This is a genomic window from Streptomyces sp. WG7 (assembly GCF_049975785.1).
Taxonomy (GTDB): Bacteria; Actinomycetota; Actinomycetes; order Streptomycetales; family Streptomycetaceae; genus Streptomyces.
Genome location: NZ_JBNGGE010000002.1, coordinates 179,958 through 194,034, shown reverse-complemented (window position 1 = coordinate 194,034; position 14,077 = coordinate 179,958). Strand labels below are relative to the sequence as shown.

At 71.9% G+C, this 14,077-nt stretch carries 17 protein-coding genes; 5 read left to right on the top strand and 12 right to left on the bottom strand.

Going from position 1 to position 14,077, the window contains the following annotated elements; all coding sequences use genetic code 11:
• Positions 1–23: 23 nt before the first annotated feature.
• Entirely contained in the window at positions 24–785 is a 762-nt protein-coding gene (locus ACP4J0_RS03300) for an alpha/beta hydrolase (protein ID WP_426597083.1), read from the bottom strand.
• Between the two features lie 145 nt (positions 786–930).
• Between ACP4J0_RS03300 and ACP4J0_RS03295 the strand changes: the two genes are divergently transcribed.
• Positions 931–2,133: an adenosine deaminase gene (locus tag ACP4J0_RS03295; protein WP_426597082.1), complete on the top strand. Its 1,203-nt coding sequence runs from the start codon at positions 931–933 to the stop codon at positions 2,131–2,133.
• A 178-nt stretch (positions 2,134–2,311) separates the two neighbouring features.
• Positions 2,312–2,641: an ATP-binding protein gene (locus ACP4J0_RS03290; protein ID WP_426597081.1), complete on the top strand. Its 330-nt coding sequence runs from the start codon at positions 2,312–2,314 to the stop codon at positions 2,639–2,641.
• Positions 2,642–2,836: 195 nt separating this feature from the next.
• Here the strand turns inward: ACP4J0_RS03290 and ACP4J0_RS03285 are convergent, their stop codons facing one another.
• The 5 genes from ACP4J0_RS03285 to afsQ1 form a co-directional block, all read right to left on the bottom strand.
• Positions 2,837–3,040, bottom strand: coding sequence for a PspC domain-containing protein (locus ACP4J0_RS03285; RefSeq protein WP_426597080.1), 204 nt, complete (start codon positions 3,038–3,040; stop codon positions 2,837–2,839).
• A gap of 94 nt (positions 3,041–3,134) precedes the next feature.
• Positions 3,135–3,686, bottom strand: a complete 552-nt coding sequence (locus ACP4J0_RS03280) for a VanZ family protein (protein WP_426597079.1) — start codon at positions 3,684–3,686, stop codon at positions 3,135–3,137.
• A 177-nt stretch (positions 3,687–3,863) separates the two neighbouring features.
• Complete coding sequence (locus tag ACP4J0_RS03275; RefSeq protein WP_426597078.1) at positions 3,864–4,484, bottom strand: hypothetical protein; 621 nt, start codon at positions 4,482–4,484, stop codon at positions 3,864–3,866.
• Positions 4,484–6,127: an ATP-binding protein gene (locus tag ACP4J0_RS03270; protein WP_426597077.1), complete on the bottom strand. Its 1,644-nt coding sequence runs from the start codon at positions 6,125–6,127 to the stop codon at positions 4,484–4,486. Before ACP4J0_RS03270 ends, ACP4J0_RS03275 begins: the two co-directional genes overlap by 1 nt.
• A complete protein-coding gene (gene afsQ1 / locus ACP4J0_RS03265) occupies positions 6,124–6,801 on the bottom strand; it encodes a two-component system response regulator AfsQ1 (protein ID WP_426525625.1) in 678 nt (225 codons plus the stop codon). The genes ACP4J0_RS03270 and afsQ1 overlap by 4 nt, the downstream gene beginning before the upstream one ends.
• A 224-nt stretch (positions 6,802–7,025) precedes the next feature.
• Between afsQ1 and ACP4J0_RS03260 the strand changes: the two genes are divergently transcribed.
• Positions 7,026–7,805: a SigE family RNA polymerase sigma factor gene (locus ACP4J0_RS03260; protein ID WP_426597076.1), complete on the top strand. Its 780-nt coding sequence runs from the start codon at positions 7,026–7,028 to the stop codon at positions 7,803–7,805.
• Positions 7,806–8,054: 249 nt separating this feature from the next.
• On the opposite strand, the gene ACP4J0_RS03255 is transcribed toward ACP4J0_RS03260, so the two are convergent.
• Positions 8,055–8,657, bottom strand: a complete 603-nt coding sequence (locus ACP4J0_RS03255; RefSeq protein WP_426597274.1) for a uridine kinase — start codon at positions 8,655–8,657, stop codon at positions 8,055–8,057.
• A 181-nt stretch (positions 8,658–8,838) separates the two neighbouring features.
• Here ACP4J0_RS03255 and ACP4J0_RS03250 point away from each other — a divergent pair, with 181 nt between their 5' ends.
• Positions 8,839–9,198 carry a hypothetical protein gene (locus tag ACP4J0_RS03250; protein WP_426597075.1) on the top strand — a complete coding sequence of 120 codons (360 nt, stop codon included), beginning with the start codon at positions 8,839–8,841 and terminating at the stop codon, positions 9,196–9,198.
• A gap of 22 nt (positions 9,199–9,220) precedes the next feature.
• Here the strand turns inward: ACP4J0_RS03250 and ACP4J0_RS03245 are convergent, their stop codons facing one another.
• The 5 genes from ACP4J0_RS03245 to deoC all read right to left on the bottom strand — a co-directional run bounded on the left by ACP4J0_RS03245 (position 9,221) and on the right by deoC (position 13,143).
• Entirely contained in the window at positions 9,221–9,472 is a 252-nt protein-coding gene (locus tag ACP4J0_RS03245) for a type II toxin-antitoxin system RelE family toxin (RefSeq protein ID WP_426597074.1), read from the bottom strand.
• A complete protein-coding gene (locus ACP4J0_RS03240) occupies positions 9,473–9,721 on the bottom strand; it encodes a type II toxin-antitoxin system Phd/YefM family antitoxin (protein ID WP_426597073.1) in 249 nt (82 codons plus the stop codon).
• Positions 9,722–9,837: 116 nt separating this feature from the next.
• Positions 9,838–10,737: an aldehyde dehydrogenase family protein gene (locus ACP4J0_RS03235; RefSeq protein WP_426597072.1), complete on the bottom strand. Its 900-nt coding sequence runs from the start codon at positions 10,735–10,737 to the stop codon at positions 9,838–9,840.
• Positions 10,730–12,166, bottom strand: coding sequence for an aldehyde dehydrogenase family protein (locus tag ACP4J0_RS03230; RefSeq protein WP_426597071.1), 1,437 nt, complete (start codon positions 12,164–12,166; stop codon positions 10,730–10,732). The genes ACP4J0_RS03235 and ACP4J0_RS03230 overlap by 8 nt, the downstream gene beginning before the upstream one ends.
• 5 nt (positions 12,167–12,171) lie before the next feature.
• The gene (deoC, locus tag ACP4J0_RS03225) at positions 12,172–13,143 is read right to left on the bottom strand and encodes a deoxyribose-phosphate aldolase (RefSeq protein WP_426597070.1); all 972 of its coding nucleotides are present in this window, start codon (positions 13,141–13,143) and stop codon (positions 12,172–12,174) included.
• 107 nt (positions 13,144–13,250) lie between these two features.
• Between deoC and ACP4J0_RS03220 the strand changes: the two genes are divergently transcribed.
• Positions 13,251–13,949: a PH domain-containing protein gene (locus ACP4J0_RS03220; RefSeq protein ID WP_426597069.1), complete on the top strand. Its 699-nt coding sequence runs from the start codon at positions 13,251–13,253 to the stop codon at positions 13,947–13,949.
• Positions 13,950–14,077: the final 128 nt, after the last annotated feature.

Genomic DNA, 14,077 nt, shown 5'->3' with positions numbered 1-14,077 from the left:
CGGCCGGCCCGGACGCGAGCCTTCTAACGCCGCAACGACTTCCCGAACCCCACCGCCAACGGCATCCGCAGCCCCAGCGGCGGGGGAGCGGCCAGCGCGTCCTCCACCGGCCGGGAGAACGACTGCCCGAACAGCACGCCCATCACGAAGTCCTCCGCCAGAGCGGCGACTTCCTCCCGGTAGTGCCGCAGACCGTGGCCGTCGGAGTGCACTTCGAACCGGCACACGGAACGGTTCGCCTTCTTCGCCCGGGCGGCCAGCCGGAACGAGAGCTCGGGGTCGCTGCGTTCGTCGTTCGTGCCGTGCACGATCAGCACCTGGCGCCCGGCGAGCTGCTTCACCGGTTCGGGTGGCGCGGCCATGTCCTCGTCGGGCAGCCAGGGTGCGATCGCCAGCACCGAGTTGACGGCCTCGTGTCCGCCCGCGCGCAGTGCCGCCCGTCCGCCCATGTCGACGCCGGCCAGGCAGACCGGTACGTCGCCGTAGCGCCGTACGGCCTCGTCCGCGGCCCAGTCGGCGTCCCGGGCGAGGTGGGCCTCCGTGCCGTTCCAGCCGCGGTAGCGGTAGTGCACGACATGCGTGGCCAGGCCCTCCTCCCGACCCGCGCGTGCCAGCCGGCGCCCCAACGCGCGTACGGAGGAGGCCGCCAGCAGCGGGGACGGTCTGCGGCTGGAGACCTCGTCGCCACCGGGGAGCAGCAGCACCACACCGCTCACCGCCGTTCCGTCCGGACCGAGCGTTCGCCCCAGCCGGGCCCGACGGACCGGCGTCGCTTGCTGTGCCATGGCAGAAGATTCTCAGAAGTCCAGGTGTACGCCACCCGTCCGCGCAGTCACCGTTACATATCGTCGGATCCGTACACCGCGGCCGGGCTCGTCGGCTACGCGCGTTCGCCCCGCGCTCTACGCGCGTAGGAGTTAGGGTGCGGAAATGACGAGCCAGAGCACCGCGAAGACCGCCGCGCAGGCCGCCACGACGACCACCGCGAAGGCCGCCACGACGAGCACCGCGCAGGCCGCCGCGAAGAACACCGCGAGGACTCCGGCGCCGGACCAGATCCGCCGGGCGCCGAAGGTTCTGCTGCACGACCACCTCGACGGCGGACTGCGTCCCGCCACGGTCGTCGAACTCGCCCGGGCGACCGGCTACGGGGACCTCCCCGAGACCGATGCCGGCCGGCTCGGCGCCTGGTTCCGGCAGGCCGCCGACTCCGGATCGCTGGAGCGGTACCTGGAGACCTTCTCGCACACCGTCGGCGTCATGCAGACCCGCGACGCCCTGGTCCGGGTCGCCGCCGAGTGCGCCGAGGACCTCGCCGCGGACGGCGTCGTCTACGCCGAGGTGCGGTACGCCCCCGAGCAGCACCTCGATCGGGGGCTGACCCTGGAAGAGGTCGTCGAGGCCGTCGACGAGGGGTTCCGGGAGGGCGAGCGCCGGGCACGGGACAACGGCCACCGGATCCGTGTCGGCGCCCTGCTCACTGCCATGCGGCACGCCGCCCGCGCCCTGGAGATCGCCGAACTCGCCAACCGGTACCGGGACCAGGGCGTCGTCGGCTTCGACATCGCGGGGGCCGAGGCCGGGTACCCGCCCACCCGGCACCTGGACGCCTTCGAGTACCTCAAGCGCGAGAACAACCACTTCACCATCCACGCCGGCGAGGCCTTCGGGCTGCCGTCCATCTGGCAGGCCCTGCAGTGGTGCGGCGCCGACCGGCTCGGGCACGGCGTGCGCATCATCGACGACATCCAGGTCCACGAGGACGGCACGGTCGAACTCGGGCGGCTCGCCTCGTACGTCCGGGACAAGCGCATCCCGCTCGAACTGTGCCCCAGCTCCAACCTGCAGACCGGGGCGGCCGACTCCTACGCCGAGCACCCCATCGGGCTGCTGCGCCGGCTGCAGTTCCGTGCCACCGTCAACACCGACAACCGGTTGATGTCCCACACCGGCATGAGCCGGGAATTCGAGCACCTTGTCGACGCGTTCGGTTACACGCTCGACGACATGCAGTGGTTCTCCGTCAATGCGATGAAATCAGCGTTCATTCCTTTCGATGAACGACTGGCCATGATCAATGACGTGATCAAGCCCGGTTACGCGGAGCTGAAATCCGAATGGCTGTTCCAGTAGAAGGCTTCCATCAGCGGTTTCTCGCACGATGAGGGCTGATAGGGGGTCTACGGTAATACGGAAATGGGGACGGGGTTTCACAATCCATCCGCATTTCGATGTTTGCCGCGGGGGGTGCCGCATGTTTACGGTCGAGTACCGCTCGTATCCCCGTCATCCCATTTCGAGGACGCATTTCATGAAGAAGTCTGCTGTCAAGACCCTCGGTGTCGCCGCCCTCGGTGCCGCCTTCGCCGCCGTCGGTGCGGGCACGGCCACCGCGGCCCCGGAGCTCCCGGACGCCACCCAGGCGGTGGACTCCGTGGCCCGGACGCTCCCCGCGGAGACCCTCTCCGATGTGGCGCCCCTCACGGCCAACGGGCTGGAGCAGACCCGCCACATCGCCGGTGAGGGTCTGACCGCCGCGCCTCCGCTCGCCGATCAGGTGGTCGCCGAGCAGCTCTCCGACCTTCCGGTCCAGCCGGTCGCCGGCCTGCTCGGCGGCATGCCGGCCAAGGGCCTGGTCTGAACGGCCTCCCGGACGGCGGCTGAGCCCGCATCCTCCCACGCGCCGACGGGGCGCACCCGGTGTCACCGGGTGCGCCCCGTCGGTGTACCAGAGGGGAGGTACGTCCGTCAGCCCGCCGGCACGGCCCCGTACGGGCCTTCCTCAGGCCATGGGCCCGTCACCAGGCCGTCGGCCCGTCACCAGGCCATGGGTCCGTCACCAGGCCGTGCGGGCGGCCTTCTCCTCGGACGGCAGCAGGAACCACAGGGCGATGTAGAGCAGGAACTGCGGGCCGGGCAGCAGGCAGGAGACCAGGAAGATCACCCGCATCGTGGTGGTGGAGGTGCCGAAGCGCCGGGCCAGCGCGGCGCACACTCCGCCGATCATGCGGCCGTTGGTGGGGCGGGCGAGGCGGGACATCGCGGCTCCTTCGTGAGCGTGTGGTGGGGCTGCCGTTCGGCTTCCCCTTCATCTGCCTTCCACGCTACGGAGACGAACGGAGCAAAGCGTCGCTCTACGGTGCGATTCCGACCCTGGGAATCGTCGGGGTCCGACCCTGAGTGGGCTCCTCCCGGCGGACGTCCTCCCGGCCGCCCCGCCGGGACCTGCGACGGAGCCGGGCGCGGCCCGCGGGGACCAGGGCGAGGTGCGCGAGGGCCACGCCCGCCGTGTTGAGCAGCAGTGAGTCGACGTCGACGACCTGGCCGGGCACCCCCGTCTGCAGCAGTTCGATGCCCAGCGACAACAGGGCCCCCGCGGCCGTGGTACGCAGCAGGGAGGCGAGCGGCGAGACGGCCAGCCGGCCGCCCGCCATCGGCAGCAGCACCCCCAGGGGCGCCAGCAGCGCGAGCGCCCCGCCGAGGGAATGGGCCGCCGCGGGCCAGCCGAGCGCCAGATCGGCGCGGATCCCGGCGCCCGGCTCCAGGTTGGGCGGCAGCACCCAGGGGACGTCGAGTGGCCGCAGCGTGTACCAGGCGACGAACGCGAGATGTGCGACCAGGAGGACACTTCCTGTCACACGGATGCGGAGCGCGACGCTGCCGCCGAGGAACCCATGACGCTGCACGCACCCCTAGACGCGGCCGCCGCCGTACTCGGTTCCGGTCCCTCCCTCGCAAGGGTGAGGCTTGCGCCACATGGCCCGCCCGCCGTCCCCCGGGGCGCCGGCCCCACCGCCGGGCCCGGGCCGGCGCCCCGGCCGCGCGTCACCGGCCGCCGGCCGTCAGCACGGCACGTCAGCACGTCAGCCGCCCGCGACCTCGCCGGACGGCGGTTCGTTGCTGCCCGGCCTGGCGCGGACCTCGTCCGTGCAGACGTAGCGGCGTGCGGGCCGGTCGGAGGGGCCGGCCAGGACGACGGAGCCGTCGCCCTCGGCCGCGGCCGAGTCGGAGAGGGTGCAGACGACCTGGGCGAGGGCGTACGAGGTGAGGTCGTCGGGGTCGGTGCCGAGGCGCAACGTGTCCTCGGGGTCGCCGGGGCGCGGGCCGGTCACGGTGATCCCGCGGCTCACGTCCGTGGTGTAGCCGGCCTCCTTCTCCGCGGCCGGCGACGGTGCCGTGAGCTGGTTCAGCAGCGCCTGGGCCACCAGCACGCGCCGCCCGGAGTCCGCCGCGCCGTCCGGCACCCGCACCGTCCGGTCCACGGCCACCAGCGACGAGCCGCAGAGCAGGAACACCTGCACGGGCACGCCGGGCGCCGTCCGCGCCGACACGTCCGGCTCGGCGAGCGAGCAGCGCACCCGCGAGGGCGCGGGACCGTAGTCCGTGGGTACCTCCGTGGCGCGGATGCCGCACCCGGCGAGCAGCGCGGCCAGCGCGGCCAGACCGGCCAGCCCGGGGAGTGCCGGCAGGCGGCGTGCGGTCATCAGACCTGTCCCTTCGCGTCCTTGCCCGTGCTCTCGTCGCCCGAGGCGCCCTCGGCGCCGGCGGGGCCGCCGGAGCCACCGGAGCCCCCCGTGTCCTCGGCGTCCTCGGCGTCCTCTTCCGCGGGCGGAGACGGGTCCTGCGGCAGTCGCAGCGTGAACACCGCGCCCCCGTCGGGGCAGTTGGAGGCGGTGATCTCCCCGCCGTGGATGTGCGCGTTCTCCAGGGCGATGGACAGGCCGAGCCCGCTGCCCTCGGAGCGCGGCCGGGAGGCGCTCGCCTTGTAGAAGCGGTCGAAGACGTGCGGCAGGACGTCCTCGGGGATGCCGGGCCCGTGGTCCCGCACCCGGATGACCACCTCGTCGTCCGCCCGCGTCACCGACACCCCCACCGGCGACCCGCCGTGCTTGAGCGCGTTGCCGATCAGGTTGGCCAGGATGACGTCGAGGCGGCGCGGGTCGAGCCGGGCGTGGATGCCGCGCTCGGCGTTCAGGTCGACGGCGTCCAGCCAGGCGCGGGCGTCGATGCAGGCGGTGATCTGGTCGGCGACGTCGACGTCGTCCAGGACCAGCCGGGCGGTGCCCGCGTCGAAGCGGGTGACCTCCATCAGGTTCTCCACGAGGTCGTTCAGCCGCCGCGTCTCGCTGACCACCAGTCGTACGGCGGGCTCGATCATCGGGTCGAAGCCGCCGCCCTCGAACTCCAGCTCCTCCTCCAGTACTTCCGTGACGGCGGTGATCGCCGTCAGCGGTGTACGCAGCTCGTGGCTCATGTCCGCCACGAAGCGCCGCGACGCCTGTTCCCGGCCGGCCATGTCCGCGACCCGCTTCTCCAGTGCCTCGGCGGCGCTGTTGAACGTGCGTGACAGATCGGCCAGTTCGTCGGTGCCGGACACGCGCAGCCGGGTGTCCAGCTTTCCCTCGCCCAGCCGTCGCGCCGCGACCCCGAGCCGGTGCACCGGCTTCAGCACGGTCGTCGCGAGGGCCTGCGCGAGTAGCGCGGAGCCGAGCAGCGCGAGCGCGGTCGCGATCCCCAGCGACCAGGCGAGCGAGTTCAGGTCCTTGGCCTCCGGCTCCAGGGACTTGAGCATGTAGCCGGTCGGCCCGCCGCCGATCACCTTCGTGCCGGCCACGAGCTGGGGCGTGTCGTCCTCGGTGATCCGCTGCCAGTACAGGTGGTACGGGTGCTTGTTGGCCTTGGTGACCTGCTGCTCCTTGTTCACCGCCGTGCGCAGCGACTCGGGTATGTCGGACAGCGAGAAGCCGCCCAGGCCGCCGGAACTGCCGTACACGGCGGTGCCGTCGGCGCTCTCGGCGACCAGCAGCACGCTGAACCGCTGGCCGCTGCCCGCCATCTGCCCCGCGGCGTGCTGCAACTCGTCCTGGGTGGGGTGCTCGGGCAGCGCGCCCGCCCGGTTCTGCATCTCCCGCTCGAAGTCGCGCAGCACGGCGTCCTGGGTGCGGGTGAGCACCGCCTCCCGGTTCAGCCAGTAGGCGATGCCGGACGCGGACACGGCGGCGGTGAGCGCGACCAGCCCGAAGACCAGCACCAGCCGCAGACGCAGGCTGGTGAAGCGCAGCCAGGACCAGACTCCCTTGCGAGCCGCGACCCAGCCGCGTGGACCCCCCTGGTGTTCCTGTGTCACTGAGGCGGATCCAGCCGGTAGCCGACACCACGCACGGTACGGATCAGGGTCGGGGACGACGGCACGTCCTCGACCTTGGCGCGCAGCCGCTGCACGCAGGCGTCCACCAGCCGGGAGTCGCCGAGGTAGTCGTGCTCCCACACCAGCTGCAGCAGCTGCTGCCGGGACAGCGCCTGCCCCGGCCGCCGGCTCAGTTCGAGGAGCAGCCGCAGCTCGGTCGGCGTGAGCTGGAGGTCCTCGCCGTTCTTCGTCACGGTCATCGCCGACCGGTCGATGACCAGGCTGCCGAAGCTCGCCGAGTCGGTCGACTCCCGCTCCCCGCGCCGCAGCACGGCCCGGATCCGGGCGTCCAGCACCCGGCCCTGGACGGGTTTGACGACGTAGTCGTCGGCGCCCGACTCGAGACCGACGACCACGTCGATGTCGTCGTTGCGCGCGGTCAGCAGGATGATCGGCAGCTGGTCGGTGCGCCGGATGCGACGGCACACCTCGAAACCGTCGATGCCGGGCAGCATCACGTCCAGCACGATCAGGTCCGGCCGCTGCTCGCGCAGCAGCTTCAGACCGTCCTCACCGCTGGCAGCGGTGGTCACCCGGTGGCCCTGGCGGCTCAGGGAGATCTCCAGGGCCGTACGGATGGCGTCGTCGTCCTCGATCAGCAACAGGGAAGGCACGGGCTCATTCTGGCCCATGGAGGGGGTGCGGTTCGACCTGTGGGTCCGGATGGGGCCCCGACACGCCGCCGGACCCTGTGAAGGAACGGTGGCGCAACCGTGGCGGACCCCTGTGACAGGTCTGTGACAGTCGGCGGACACGGCCATGAAGTCACCGGGGCAAGCTTTTCGGCACAGGCAACACAGCAGGCCGAAATCCGGAAGTCCACGACGGGGGGCGCGAGATGAACACGCTGAAGGGCACCAGCACCAGCGCAGTGGTCACGCGTCTGCACGACGTGCACCTGCACCGGGGTTCCGAGAAGTCCGGTGCCGATGGGGGCCCCTCCCGCGCGAGCGGGTTCGAGCGTGGGGGAGGGCGGGGGTGCGCTCGCGGCGCCGGGCGTCAGCACACCGCCTACATGGCGGTGGTCGACACGCGTCAGGGGGAGACGCACGGGGGGCCGGCGTACGGGGAGGACCCGGGGGAGCGCCGTTCGCTGTCGGAGGCGGAGTTCACCGCCTACGTCCAGGAACGCCGCGCCTCCCTGTACGCCACCGCCTACCACCTCACCGGCGACCGCTTCGAGGCCGAGGACCTGCTGCAGAGCGCGCTGTTCTCGACGTACCGGGCGTGGGACCGGATCACCGACAAGGCGGCGGTCGGCGGATACCTCCGCCGCACCATGACCAACCTGCACATCAGCGCCTGGCGGCGCCGCAAGCTCAACGAGTACCCGACCGAGGAACTGCCGGAGACGGCGGGCGACACGGACGCCATGCGCGGCACCGAGCTGCGCACGGTCCTGTGGCAGGCGCTGGCCCGGCTGCCCGAGCTCCAGCGCACCATGCTGGTCCTGCGCTACTACGAGGGCCGCACGGACCCGGAGATCGCGGACATCCTCGGCATCAGCGTCGGCACGGTGAAGTCCAGCATCTGGCGGTCGCTCCGCCGGCTGCGCGAGGACGAGGTCCTCAGCTTCGGCCGTGACCGGGAGGACGCCTTCGGCGAGTTGGTCGCCTGAAGGACGGTCCCCGTGAAAAAAGTTCGGGGCCGGGGTGTATCAGGGGGAGGACACCCGGCTCTTACTCACGGGGAAGCACCACGGGGGACACGGGGGAACAACCCCGGGGGGGATACGGGGGAACGGGGGAAACCGGGGGGAAGCACGGGGGAGCACAAAGAGAGCGGGGCTGGAGGGCCGGGGGGTCCGTCCAGTCCCGCTCTTGCTGTGTCAGGGGCCTGTGTCAGACGGCCTGGGTCAGGGGCCGCGTCACACCGCCGTACGCGCCGTGGCGCACCGCCCCGCCGCCGCGGCGGCCAGCCGGCCCATCGCCTCGTCCCGGTCGCAGACGTGGGCGCCCAGGGCCGTCTGCCGTGCGATGACCGACCGTTCCCGCCGCATCAGCCGCCAGCCGCGGCGCAGCAGGAACGGCACGGACTTGCGGCCCTCCCGCAGGTCCCGCAGGAAGCGGCGGCGGAAGGTCGTCAGCGGGCCCCGGCTCAGGCACAGCGCGTCGGCCAGGACGTCCAGGTCCCGGCAGCGGGACACGAGTTCGGCGGCGAACACGCCCTCGGCGAGGAACAGCGGGGTCCGCCCGATGTCGACCGTCTCCTCGCCGGTACGGGCGCTCAGCGCGATGTCGTAGACGGGCACGGGCGTACGGCCCGTGCGGCACAGTTCCGTGATGGCGGCGACGGCCGCGTCCGCGTCCCACGAGTCGGGATGGTCCCAGTCGATGTCGGAGCTCTGGGGCACCAGCGGCAGCGACGGGTCCGTGCCCTCCTTGTAGAAGTCGTCGAGGCGCAGCACCGGAAGTCCGGAGCGGGCGGCGAGGAGGGACTTGCCGGAGCCGGAGGGGCCGCAGAGCAGCACGACTCGCGTCGGTATGGGCGGATGGGAGCTCACGGGACACCAGTGTGAGGCATCGAACGGCCGCCGTACGACCCCGAGGGCCGGCTTTGAAGCAGGCGTCACACCTCAACTACGCTTCGCACGACGCCGATTACTCTCCGCGGTGCTTTCGAAGTACTCCGAAGCACGAGGTGGCTCGCCGATGGCCCGACACGCGTCCTCCTCCCGCACCCCGGCCGTCCGGCGTGCCCTGGCCGTCCTCGCGACCGCCGGGGCCGCACTGGGCGCGGGCGCCGCCACGGCCTCCGCGGAGGGCGGCCCGGATCCGCGGTCGGGCCTCCGGGCGGTGACCGGCACGGTCGGCCACGCCGCCGGTCCGGTCGCCGACCTCAAGCCCAACCCGCTGGCCGTCACCGGCGTCGACCCGCTGGACAACGGCGTGGGCACGAAGGTCGCCGACTTCCAGCCGCTGACCTCGACGGCCCTGACGGGGCCGGTCGCCCAGGCGCGGTCGGTGGGCGGCGTGCCGGTGGTGGGGCAGGCGACGGAGCTGCTGCGCTGACGCGGCCGGCCCGGCGAGGGGGTCAGGCGGTTCGGCCGAGGTGGGCTACGACAATGCGGATCACGTCGTCCTCGACGAGGTACAGAACCCGGTAGTCGCCGACATGGAGGCGTCGCAGGTTGGGTGATCCGTAGGGGACGGAGCCCTGTGGGCGGGGCTGCGTACTGAGGGATTCGACGACTTCGTAGACGGCTGACAGGCCGTTGGGGTCTTCCTTGAGGAAGCGCGCGGCCGCGTTGGACGCGCGAGGCTCCCAGATGATCTCGTAGGCCACTTACCGCAGCCCCAGCATCCGGCCGACTTCCTCGTGCGGAATGCCTGGTTCCAGCGTCCCTTCCGCCTTGCGTCGCTGGTAGTCGGCGAACACGAGGGCGTCTTCGAGATCCTCAATCACCTGCGGCGACACGAGAAGGGCGGCCACGTGCCCGTGGTCGGTGAGCGCGATGGTCTCGCGGCCGTGGGCGGCACGGCGCACGAGGTCGCCGAGCTGGGAGCGGGCGGCACTGATGGCGATCTCGGTCATGACCACATGATGGCTCAACTGTCATCTTGTGGTCAATTCCGTGATGGAGTGACACGAAGAGCCGCGCCTTCCCCGGACGGTGGGAGGGCGCGGCTCGGTCGTGGTGACGTGGCGGCTCAGTACGACGAGCCGGACGCGCCCAGCGCACCCGTCGGGTGCCAGACCGTCTTCGTCTCCAGGAACGCCGTCATGCGGTCGGTGCCCGGCGTCGCCGACCAGTCCGCGTCGTCCACAGGCTGTGGACGCAGGACGCGCTTGAGGTTGTCGGCCGCCGCGATCTCCAGCTCCTTCGCCAGCGCCTCGTCGGCGCCCGCGAGGTCGATCGCGTTGACGTCCTGGTGGGCGGCGAGCGGGGCGGCGATCTCCGCGGTGCGGCCGGAGAGGATGTTGACCACGCCGCCGGGGACGTCGGAGGTGGCCAGTACCTCGCCGAGGGAGAGGGCGGGGAGCGGGGACTTCTCCGACGCCACCACGACCGCCGTGTTGCCGGTCGCGATCACCGGGGCGACCACCGAGACCAGGCCCAGGAGCGACGACTCCCGCGGGGCCAGGACGGCGACCACGCCCGTCGGCTCCGGGGAGGAGAGGTTGAAGAAGGGACCCGCGACCGGGTTGCCGCCGCCCACCACCTGGGCGATCTTGTCGGTCCAGCCCGCGTACCAGACCCAGCGGTCGATCGCGGCGTCGACCTGCGCCGCCGCCTTCGACTTCGACAGGCCCTCGGCGTCCACGACCTCCGCGACGTACTGGTCGCGGCGGCCCTCCAGCATCTCGGCGACGCGGTAGAGGATCTGGCCGCGGTTGTAGGCCGTCGCGCCGGACCAGCCGCCGAACGCCTTGCGCGCGGCGACCACCGCGTCACGGGCGTCCTTGCGGGAGGAGAGCGGGGCGTTCGCCAGCCACTTGCCCTTTGCGTCGGTCACCTCGTACACCCGGCCGCTCTCGGAACGCGGGAACTTCCCGCCCACGTACAGCTTGTAGGTCTTGAAGACGCTCAGTCGGTTCTGGTCAGACATCGAGGTACGCCTCCAGGCCGTGGCGGCCGCCCTCGCGGCCGAAGCCCGACTCCTTGTAGCCGCCGAACGGCGAGGTCGGGTCGAACTTGTTGAACGTGTTGGACCAGATCACACCCGCGCGCAGCTTGTTCGCGACCGCCAGGATGCGCGAGCCCTTCTCCGTCCAGATGCCCGCGGAGAGGCCGTACGGGGTGTTGTTGGCCTTGGCGACCGCCTCGTCCGGCGTACGGAAGGTGAGGACGGACAGCACCGGGCCGAAGATCTCGTCGCGGGCGACGGTGTGCGCCTGGGTGACGTTCGTGAAGAGCGTCGGGGCGAACCAGAAGCCGTTCTCCGGGAGTTCGCAGGCCGGGGACCAGCGCTCGGCGCCCTCCGCCTCGCCCTGGTCGGCCAGCGCGGTGATCCGGGCCAGCTGTTCGGCGGAGTTGATCGCGCCGATGTCGGTGTTCTTGTCCAGCGGGTCGCCGAGGCGCAGGGTGGAGAGCCTGCGCTTGAGGGAGTCCAGCAGCTCGTCGTGGATCGACTCCTGGACCAGCAGGCGGGAGCCCGCGCAGCAGACCTGGCCCTGGTTGAAGAAGATGCCGTTGACGATGCCCTCGACGGCCTGGTCGACCGGGGCGTCGTCGAAGACGATGTTGGCGCCCTTGCCGCCCAGTTCGAGCGTCAGCTTCTTGCGGGTGCCCGCGACCGTGCGCGCGATCTCCTTGCCGACGGCGGTGGAGCCGGTGAAGGCGACCTTGTTCACGTCGCGGTGGGCGATCAGCGCGGCGCCGGCGCGGCCGTCGCCGGTGACGATGTTGACGACGCCCTTGGGCAGGCCCGCCTGACGGCAGATGTCCGCGAAGAACAGGGCGGAGAGGGGGGTCGTCTCGGCGGGCTTGAGGACCACCGTGTTGCCCGTCGCGAGCGCCGGGGCGATCTTCCACGCCAGCATCAGGAGCGGGAAGTTCCACGGGATGACCTGGCCGGCGACGCCGAGCGGGCGCGGGTTCGCACCGTAGCCGGCGTGGTCGAGCTTGTCGGCCCAGCCCGCGTAGTAGAAGAAGTGCGCGGCGACCAGGGGGAGGTCCGCGTCGCGGGTCTCCCTGATCGGCTTGCCGTTGTCCAGGGTCTCCAGGACGGCCAGCTCGCGGCTGCGCTCCTGGATGATCCGGGCGATGCGGAAGAGGTACTTCGCGCGCTCGGAGCCGGGGAGCGCCGACCACTTCTCGAAGGCCTTGCGGGCGGCCTTCACCGCGCGGTCGACGTCCGCCTCGCCGGCCTCGGCGACCTCGGAGAGGACCTCCTCGGTGGAGGGGGAGACGGTCTTGAAGACCTTGCCGTCGGCGGCCTCGGTGAACTCGCCGTCGATGAACAGGCCGTAGGACGCGGCGATGTCGACGACCGCGCGGGACTCGGGCGCCGGTGCGTACTCGAAAACAGGTGCCATGGTGATCAGTCCACCGTCACGTAGTCGGGACCGGAGTAGCGGCCGGTGGCCAGCTTCTGGCGCTGCATCAGCAGGTCGTTCAGCAGCGAGGAGGCGCCGAAGCGGAACCAGTGGTTGTCCAGCCAGTCCTCGCCCGCGGTCTCGTTGACCAGGACCAGGAACTTGATCGCGTCCTTGGTGGTACGGATGCCACCGGCCGGCTTCACGCCGACCTGGACGCCGGTCTGCGCGCGGAAGTCGCGGACCGCCTCCAGCATCAGGAGGGTGTTGGCGGGCGTGGCGTTGACCGCGACCTTGCCGGTGGAGGTCTTGATGAAGTCGGCCCCGGCCAGCATGCCGAGCCAGCTCGCGCGGCGGATGTTGTCGTACGTCGACAGCTCGCCGGTCTCGAAGATGACCTTCAGGCGGGCGGACGTGCCGCAGGCCTCACGTACGGCGGCGATCTCGTCGTACACCTTCATGTAGTTCCCCGCGAGGAACGCGCCGCGGTCGATGACCATGTCGACCTCGTCCGCGCCCGCCGTCACGGCCTCGCGCACGTCGGCCAGCTTGACGGCCATCGAGGCGCGGCCCGCCGGGAACGCGGTGGCCACCGAGGCGACCTTGACGTCCGAGCCTGCGACGGCCTCCTTGGCGGCGGGCACCATGTCGGGGTAGACGCAGACGGCCGCCGTCGCCGGGGCGGTGCGGTCGGTCGGGTCGGGGCGGACCGCCTTCGCGCCGAGCGCCCGGACCTTGCCCGGGGTGTCCGCGCCTTCCAGCGTCGTCAGGTCGACCATCGAGATGGCGAGGTCGATGGCGTACGCCTTCGCGGTGGTCTTGATCGAACGGGTGCCGAGCGAGGCGGCGCGCGCCTCCAGGCCGACCGTGTCGACGCCGGGCAGCCCGTGGAGGAAGCGGCGCAGCGTGCTGTCGGACGCGGTGACGTCGGCGAGTCCGTGTGCGGGAACAGCGGATGCAGTGGTGGGCATGGTCACCAGGCGAGCATATCTACGCGCGTAGCGGCTGTACAGTCCCGCGCGCTCGTTCCGTGGACCGGCACCACCGATGAGCGCCGCCGGGGCCGTCGGGCACAATCGGCACCATGACGACCCCGGAGTCCCAGTCACCACCGCCGCAGCCGCCGGTACCCGTGTCGAAGGACCGGATCTACCGCTCGCCCGCGGGCCTCGCCGGCGGGGTCCTGCTGCTCGCCCTCGCCCTCTGGCTCGGCATCGACGCCCTGGTCGCGGGCGAGGGGCGCACGCCCTGGACGGCGGTCGCGGCGCTGCTCTTCCTCGTGCCGCTCATCGCCGCCTACACCGTGCGGCCCGCCGTCTTCGCGGGCGACGACCGGCTGCGGGTGCGCAACCCCTTCCGGGTGATCGTGCTGCCCTGGGGGCAGGTCGCCTCCTTCCGGTCCGGCTACTCCAACGAGGTCTTCACCGAGTCCGGCGACAAGTACCAGCTGTGGTCCATTCCCGTCTCGCTGCGCGCCCGGAAGAAGGCCGCGCGACGGGAGACGCGGCGGGTCTCCGGGGGCGGCCAGGGACGCGGCGGGATGCTCGGCGGCCTCGGCGGTCTCGGCGGGGGCGGTGCGCGGGGTGGTGCCGGGCCCGCCGCGGCGGACGCGCCGGTGCGGGCGGAGACCGACAAGGTCATGGACGACCTGCGCGAGACGCTGGAGGCGCGGAAGCAGGCCGACACCTCCCAGGGCGAGGTGACGGTGCGCTGGGCCTACGAGGTCGTCGCGCCGGCGGCGGCCGGGGCGGTGCTGCTCGCTGTGCTGCTGGCTACCGGCTGACGCTCCACGGCGCGGGCACGGGCACGGGCCCGCTGCCGGGCGGGGCCAGGGGATCACGAGGACGCGGCGCCGGCTCCCTGGTGCTTCGGCGGTGCGCGTACGGGAAGATCACCCGATGGGGTGCCTCC